Annotated in this window: 7 protein-coding genes; 4 read left to right on the top strand and 3 right to left on the bottom strand. The window is 67.8% G+C overall.

Annotation, left to right across the window (positions count from 1 at the left end; genetic code table 11):
* Positions 1-595 precede the first annotated feature (595 nt).
* Positions 596-955, top strand: coding sequence for a hypothetical protein (locus ACFU8Q_RS37030; RefSeq protein WP_384463214.1), 360 nt, complete (start codon positions 596-598; stop codon positions 953-955).
* Here the strand turns inward: ACFU8Q_RS37030 and ACFU8Q_RS37025 are convergent.
* Complete coding sequence (locus ACFU8Q_RS37025) at positions 927-1,493, bottom strand: TetR/AcrR family transcriptional regulator (RefSeq protein ID WP_384463212.1); 567 nt, start codon at positions 1,491-1,493, stop codon at positions 927-929. The two genes, ACFU8Q_RS37030 and ACFU8Q_RS37025, sit on opposite strands and share 29 nt — an antisense overlap.
* Positions 1,494-1,579: 86 nt before the next feature.
* Here ACFU8Q_RS37025 and ACFU8Q_RS37020 point away from each other — a divergent pair, with 86 nt between their 5' ends.
* Positions 1,580-2,005 (top strand): nuclear transport factor 2 family protein, encoded by a 426-nt coding sequence (locus ACFU8Q_RS37020; RefSeq protein WP_384463210.1) that lies wholly within the window; start codon positions 1,580-1,582, stop codon positions 2,003-2,005.
* Positions 2,006-2,898: 893 nt separating this feature from the next.
* Here the strand turns inward: ACFU8Q_RS37020 and ACFU8Q_RS37015 are convergent.
* Positions 2,899-3,336 (bottom strand): VOC family protein, encoded by a 438-nt coding sequence (locus ACFU8Q_RS37015; protein ID WP_384463207.1) that lies wholly within the window; start codon positions 3,334-3,336, stop codon positions 2,899-2,901.
* 212 nt (positions 3,337-3,548) lie between these two features.
* On the opposite strand from ACFU8Q_RS37015, the gene ACFU8Q_RS37010 reads away from it, so the two are divergent.
* Entirely contained in the window at positions 3,549-4,370 is an 822-nt protein-coding gene (locus tag ACFU8Q_RS37010; RefSeq protein ID WP_384463204.1) for a PhzF family phenazine biosynthesis protein, read from the top strand.
* A 121-nt stretch (positions 4,371-4,491) separates the two neighbouring features.
* Here ACFU8Q_RS37010 and ACFU8Q_RS37005 read toward each other — a convergent pair whose 3' ends face one another.
* Positions 4,492-5,271 (bottom strand): CPBP family intramembrane glutamic endopeptidase, encoded by a 780-nt coding sequence (locus ACFU8Q_RS37005; RefSeq protein WP_384463201.1) that lies wholly within the window; start codon positions 5,269-5,271, stop codon positions 4,492-4,494.
* A gap of 184 nt (positions 5,272-5,455) precedes the next feature.
* On the opposite strand from ACFU8Q_RS37005, the gene ACFU8Q_RS37000 reads away from it, so the two are divergent.
* Positions 5,456-7,194: substrate-binding and VWA domain-containing protein (locus ACFU8Q_RS37000; protein ID WP_384463198.1), on the top strand; the 1,739-nt coding region annotated here is incomplete at its 3' end.

Genomic DNA, 7,194 nt, shown 5'->3' with positions numbered 1-7,194 from the left:
GCTCGTTGATCCGTCGGTGACTCGCCCTTGCCGGGCCGTCTGGACCTCCATCGAAGGTGCCCGCCCTCCCAGACACTCACGAACGGAAACCGCCGACAACGAAGGCTGGGACGTCTGCACACGCGTCAACCTGGACGACAACGTCTCCTGGGATTTCGTGAGCTGCCATGTTCACCGTGATTTGTCTATCCCCTGGTCACCGACGTGCCTGGCGAGAAGGTCGAATGGGACGGGACACTCACTCAGCTGTCCTGTCTCACTCAATCGAGTCGTTCTCTCAACGAACCGAGTCGTTCGGGCTTCTGCCTCAGCGAACCTGGTCGCGCGGTCGAGCGCGCTGGGGGTGCTGGGTGGCTGCACCGGTTGGGGCGGATCACGCGGGGCCGTGCGTCGAGTTGTCGTACGTGGACTCGATGCACGGGCGTCGTCGGCGTCCGGTACGGGACTGCGTGACAGGCCGGTTCGAGGACGCCCCTCCCGTGCGCGCGTTTCGCTGGTCGCGCGGTGAGCGTCACTTCCCGGGCCGGTACTGGGCGGCGAAGTCCGGGCGGCACGTCGGCTTCGAACCGTGGCTGGAGCGGGACGGCTGCCGCTGATGGAATTCGACCCGGGCGTGGTGGGAATTGGCTCGCAGCCATTCTGGCTGCACTGGCATGACGGCGAGCGGGAGCGTCGTCATGCCCTGGACTGCTTCATCCACCACGCGGACGGCTCGGCGGTGGTCGTCGATATCCGCGCGGACGAGCGGATCGAGCCGAAGGACGCCGAAGCGTTCGAGGTGACGCGTCTGCTCTGCGTCCAGCCCACGAGACGTTGGACTCCTTCCTCCGCAGTCTCGCCGCCGCTGCCGAGCCTGACTACGGCCTGCCCACTCCGCAGGATCACGGAAGCTGCGTTCCACGCACCGAGCATCGGTGGCGTCGCGTTCACTCCGGCGGTCCTGCCAGGGCCTTGATGGCCGGGCGGAGCAACGCGGCGATGCGATCGACAGGGGCCTCACGAAGCGAGGCCAGGCCGAGGAACTGGTGGCCGATGGTGACGCCCAGCAACGTGGTGACAACTAGTGCGGCGCGCAGTTCGGGATCCTCGGCCGCGGGCAGGGCGGCACCGACGCTGTCGATCTGCCGGCCGAGGGCGACACGGACGTGATCGGCTGCTGCCTGGTCGGTGAGCATGGACCGCATCATCGCCAGCGTGCCTTCGGGGAGACCGCCGAGCTTGAGGCCGAGCGAGGCCAGCAACTGATCGACGAGCACGTCGGTATCAGTGGCCGTCAGCGGAGCGGGGAAGGCCTGCACGGCTTGGGTGAACAGCTCCCGCTTCGAGCCGAAGTACTGCATGACCAGAGCCGGGTCGACGCTCGCCGCGGCCGCCACGGCGCGAATGGTGGTGCGCTCGAACCCCTTCTCGGCGAACAGCTCCCGGGCGCTGTCGAGGATGCGCGCCTCGGTCGCTCGGCGGCGGTCGGCGCGGGACTGGCGAGGAGTGGACACCAATTCACTCTACAGCCGTTGACCGAACTTCCGACCGACCCTATGGTGAATGGGTCAACAAGTGTTGAGCGAATGGAACAACCTCTGTGTCGCATCTGGATACACCTGCTGTTCGCACCCCTCACGAGGTGCTGACCTGCTACTACCAGGCCATGCTCGACAAGTCCCCAGACGATCTCGCTGATCTCTACACCATGGACGCGGTGCACGAGTTCCCGTTCGCCTCTCCCGGTTTCCCGCCTCGCTACGAGGGGCGTGAGGCCGTGCGCGCCGGATACCGAGCGGCCTGGGGCGCCAGCCCCGCCCAGGTGCAGGAGGTCAGGAGGACCGCGGCCTACGAGACCGCCGATCCGGAAGTGATCATCGCCGAGCATGTCGTGGTGGGAACACTGGCGACCAAGGCCACCACGTTCGCCGTCCCCGGTCTCCTGATACTCCACGTCCGCAACGGACTGATCACGCGAGTCCGCGACTACATGGACGGCTTGGGTGTCGCCAGCGCCAGAGTGTGAAGGCCAGACCAGCACAGCGGCAGCCCGACTTGAGGCGGGACAGCACGCAGCCTGCTCCGGCCCCGACCCCCGAGATCTGTCACAACGAACCGAGTCCCTGCGTCTCACCCAATCCGGCCCACGCAGGTCAGCGCTGGCGCGGACGACTGGCTTCGTTGAGACAGGACAACTGCTTGACCTGTCTCGGCGAAGGTTTCTCTGATCTCACCGATGCCGCACCAGCCCGGCTCCGTCTCAGCGAACCTTCACACCTCAGTGGTCTTTCGCAGCGAATCTCCCGGACACCCGGGGTGACGCAGCCCAAGGGCGCATGCTCGCCCGTTGACCTGGGAGCTTCTGCGTCACTCCTGTTCATGGACGACGGAGTGACGTACTTTCCCCCTTATCTCTCTGTGCGGTCCGGGAAGGGGTGATCCGTGAGGGTCGTCGGCAACAACGGCCGCCCCGGGTAGAGGGTGCACAGGCGACGCGCCCGGCCTGCAGTGGCAAGAGAAGCGCTATCCGATCCAGGTGATGACGAACACGTGAATCATCTCAGGCAGCCGCCTCTCCGCCCGGATCAGACTCCCAGGCCCCAACAGCTCTCCCGACAGATCTGCCTCCAGCTCCCTCAACCACAGCAGGTGGTACCACACCGGCGAACCTGGCTCCGGTCGCCGACCAGTGCGGCCCCCTCCCATAAACCCTTCGCCGGAGCCGCTGCCCGGCGAACGGGAATCCCTCTGTTCGGAGGTGGTGGTCGGCCTCGCCGGTGCCCGGCTCTGTACCGGACGCCCGCCCCACAGAAGGTGAGTTCGACGGAACCCGCAGTGCCCCCGCGGATGCAACCGCGGGCACCAACGGGCCATCTGGAACTCGGCGTTCAGTACCTGTAAAGGACTGGGGCAGTCGCGTCAGACCAGGCAGAACTCGTTTCCTTCCGGGTCGGCCAGCATCACGTGATCAGGTCTGCCCCGCAACTCGTCCTCACGGATCACGGTCGCACCCGCAGCGGTCAGCCGCTCCACCGCCTGGACCACTCGTGGCCATCGCACCTCCCAGGGCACATCACGACCGCCCCCCACCTGCACGTCCAGATGCAGTCGGTTCTTCACCACCTTCGACTCCGGCACTTGCAGGAAGGACAGGTTGGGGCCCACCCCGTCCGGATCGCACAGGTACGCGCCCTGGTCCCACTCGTCCTTCGGGATCCCGTGATGAGCGAACCATTCCTCCCAGCTCCCGAAGCCTGCGGGCGCGGGCTTCGCCGTATAGCCCAGTGCCAGCGCCCAGAACTCGGCCAGCTTCGCCGGGTGCGCGCAGTCGATCGTCAAGCTCCACCTGGTCGCCATGGGGCCTCCTCGGTCCGATGCGCGAAACATACCGCCCGCCTCTGACACTCCCGGGCCGCCGCATCGCGCCCGGCGCTCACCGCTCATGGACGGAGCAGCGGCCGGAATCGGTGGCAGGCGGTCGAAGGCCCCGCCGGCGGCCGGGCATTTCGGTCCAGCGACACCGAATTGGCCTTGTCCTGTCGCGTTCCGCCGCACGTACGGTCGGCGTCATGAGGATCCGAATCGTCGATACGTTCACCGACCGCCCCTTCACCGGGAATCCGGCAGGAGTCCTACTGCTGGACTCCGACACCTTTCCCGACGACGCGCAGCTCCAGTCGATCGCCACGGAGGTCAACCTCTCCGAGACCGCCTTCGCCCACCGGCTGCCGCTGGGCAGCGAAGCGGACTGGGCACTGCGTTGGTTCACCCCGACGACAGAAATGGGCATGTGCGGGCACGCCACCCTCGCGACCGCGCACGTCCTGCACACCACCGGGGCGGCAAGCGGCACGGTGCGTTTCACGGCGCGGTGCGGAATCCTCACAGCGACCGGCCACCCGGACGGCACGGTCACCCTCGACTTCCCCACAGCCCCTCTGACACCGGAGCCCGTCCCGGCCGGACTGGGCGCCGCCCTGGGCGCGGAACCGCTCTCCGTCCACGACACCGGCCCCCACATCGGCGACCTGGTCGTGGAACTGGCCGACGAGGCGACCGTACGAGGGCTGACCCCGGATCTCTCCACAGTGGCCCGCCTCTCCCGGCGGGGCGTCATCGCCACGGCCGCCGCCGAGGACCCCTCCCGCGGCTACGACTTCGTCTCCCGCGGCTTCTTCCCACGCGTCGGGATCGATGAGGACCCGGTGACCGGCAGCGCGCACACCGCACTGGCCCCCTTCTGGTCGGCCCGCCTCGGCCGTGACGAGCTGACCGGACTACAGGCCTCCGCCCGTTCCGGCCTGGTCCACACCTCGCTGCGCGGCGAACGCACCCTGCTGACCGGCAGCGCCGTCACGGTCATCGACGGCGAACTGCTCACGGCATTCTGACCCTTCCGGCGACAACGCGACGGAGGGCGTACGGACCACTCCCGTACGCGCTCCGCACCGAACACCGCCCACCGACGCCCCTCTTCACCCGCCGAACATCCCCGACCGACGCCCACTCCACTCACGGCGTGGGCAGCCACCCCACTTTCCCGGCCAGCAGGGCGTATCCGACGAACGCCCCTATGTCGAGCAGCGCATGCGCCGCCACCAGCGGACCGACCCGCCCCCAGCGCCGGTACAGCAGCACGAAGACCACGCCCATCACCATGTTGCCGATGAACCCACCGATGCCCTGATAGAGGTGGTACGAGCCGCGCAGCACCGAACTCGCCGCCAGGGAGGCCATCGGCGTCCACCCCAACTGCCCGAGCCTGCGCAGCAGGTACCCGACGACAATCACTTCCTCCACCACGGAGTTCTGCAGTGCGGAGAGGATCAGGACCGGGAATCTCCACCACACGTCGGGCAATGACTCCGGAACCACCGTCAGATTGAAACCGGCTGCCCGCGCCACCAGATAGAAGGCGAGCCCGGCACTTCCGATGCCCGCCGCGACCAGCGCGCCGCGCCCCAGGTCCGGCCACGGCCTGGACCGGTCGAAGCCGATGGCCCGCAGACCGGTGCCCTCCCTGATCAACAGATGCGCAACGAGGGCGACGGGCACCAGGGCCGTCGCGATACCGAAGAGTTGCCAGGCGAGATCAAGCCATGGGCGCCCCGGCGCGTACGAGCTGTTGAGAGTCGCGGCCTGTTCCTTCAAACCGCCTGGTTTCGTCAGCGATCCGACAAAACTGATCAGGGCAGACACTCCGCTGGCCCCCAGCGAGAGAGCCAGCACCAGCACCGTTTCGGACCGCAGGATCCGTTGTGAAACAGCCTCCTGAGGAAAAGAATCAGCCACGTGCCCCGCCTCCACCTATACACCTGCCTTGAGTTGTGCATTCACGCCCCATGCCCCACCGCGCCCCGCTAGGGTCTCGAATGCAGGTACGAAGATCATGCGCGACAGGTCGGGGGACAACCACCATTGCCGATGGTGTGGTCCCCCTTTTCCTTGTTCATCCTCAAGGAGGGGCACCACCGACATGGGACGTCACAGCTTGCCCGACGACTACGCGACCGATGGAAGCGGGGACGGTCCGCCGCCGCGCCGTCGGCGCACCGTTGCGATCGCGACCATGCTCGTCCTCGCGGTGGCGGCGGGAACGGTAGTCGCGGCGCAGGGCGGCCTGCTGTCGTTCTCGAAGTCCTGCGAGGACTCCGCCGTACGTCTCACCATGGTGGCCTCACCGGACATCGCCCCCGCCGTGCGAGCCGTCGCCGACAAGGCGCGCGAGGACAATCTGAGATCCGACGGCCGCTGTCTGTATGTGCGGGTCGTCGCGCGCGATTCCTACAAGGTCGCCGACGCCATCTCCTCCGGCACCCGTACCCCGGACTATCAGATCTGGCTGCCCGACTCCGACCTCTGGCTCGACCGGGCCAAGGGCTCCGGCGACGGCATTCCGATCACCGGAGGCGATTCCATCGCCTCCTCCCCCGTCACCATGGCCATGGTGCCGTCCGCGGCCAAGAAGCTCGGCTGGCCGAAGAAGAAGTACTCATGGGCCGAGCTGACGGCCGCGGCCCTGGACTCGGACAAGGTGCGCCTGGGCTCGGCGGACCCGGCACGCAGCGCCACCGGGCTGCTCGCACTCTCCAGCATCGGCACGTCCTCCGAGAAGCAGGGCGGTGACAGCGACACCAGAGTCGCGGCGATCGCCAAGCTGCTGGCGCAGCGCATGTCGGACGGCGACACCCAGGTGCTGGAAACATTGACGCAGAGCGATTCGGGCGCCGAGCAGGGCAATCCGGCCCGCAACCAGGCGGTGCTCCTCTCCGAGCAGGCCGCGTTCGCCCACAACGCGAAGTCGACCGGCGGCGGAAGGCTCGATCTCTTCTACCCCAAGGACGGCACCCCGCTGCTCGACTATCCGTACACGCTGGTCGACGAGGCCAGGATGAGTACGGCCGAGGGCCGGGCGGCGCTACGGTTCATGACGCTGCTGAACGAGCCCGGCGCGCAAGTCACCCTGAAGAAGCACGGCTTCAGGAACGTGGACGGGACGGCCGGGGAGTCGATGGTCGCATCGGCGGGCGGCAGCAAGCCCCAGCCGTACGCCACCGCGGCCACCGCGGCGCCGTCCGCCGAGGACCTCCAACAGACGCTCGGCATGTGGACGATCACGGTTCAGAACGCACGGCTGACGACGGTTGTCGACGCCTCGGGTTCGATGTCCACGATCCTGCCGGGGCGCAACCAGTCCCGGATGGATGTCACCAAGGCGTCCCTGATCCAGGCCCTCAACCAGTTCACCCCGGACGACGAGATCGGGCTCTGGGAGTTCGCCACCACGCTCGACGGCGACAAGGACTACCGCAGGTTGGTTCCGACCGGCCGGCTCGGCGATCCGGCGAAGGGCGGCGGTACGCACCGCGAGAGGCTCGCCGCGGCCTTCTCCGCGCTGCAGCCGGTGCCGGGCGGCGCGACCGGCCTGTACGACACCGCTCTGGCCGCGTACAAGGACGCCCAGGCGACGTATGTGAAGGGCAAGTTCAACGCGGTGGTGATCCTCACCGACGGCTCGAACCAGGACAGCCGCTCCATCTCCCGCAGCGCCCTGATCGCGGAACTGAAGCGGATCGCCGACCCGGAGCGTCCGGTACCGCTCCTCGCCATCGCGGTCGGCCCGGAGGCCGACCGCGCCGAGGTGGACGAGGTAGCGAAGGTGACCCGCGGCGGGGGCTACCAGGTGACCCACCCAGCGGATATACAAGCCCTGAT

The sequence above is a fragment of the Streptomyces sp. NPDC057543 genome (assembly GCF_042801895.1).
Taxonomy (GTDB): domain Bacteria; phylum Actinomycetota; class Actinomycetes; order Streptomycetales; family Streptomycetaceae; genus Streptomyces.
Note: the sequence above shows the minus strand (reverse complement) of the source record. Positions and strands in the feature narration are given on the sequence as shown.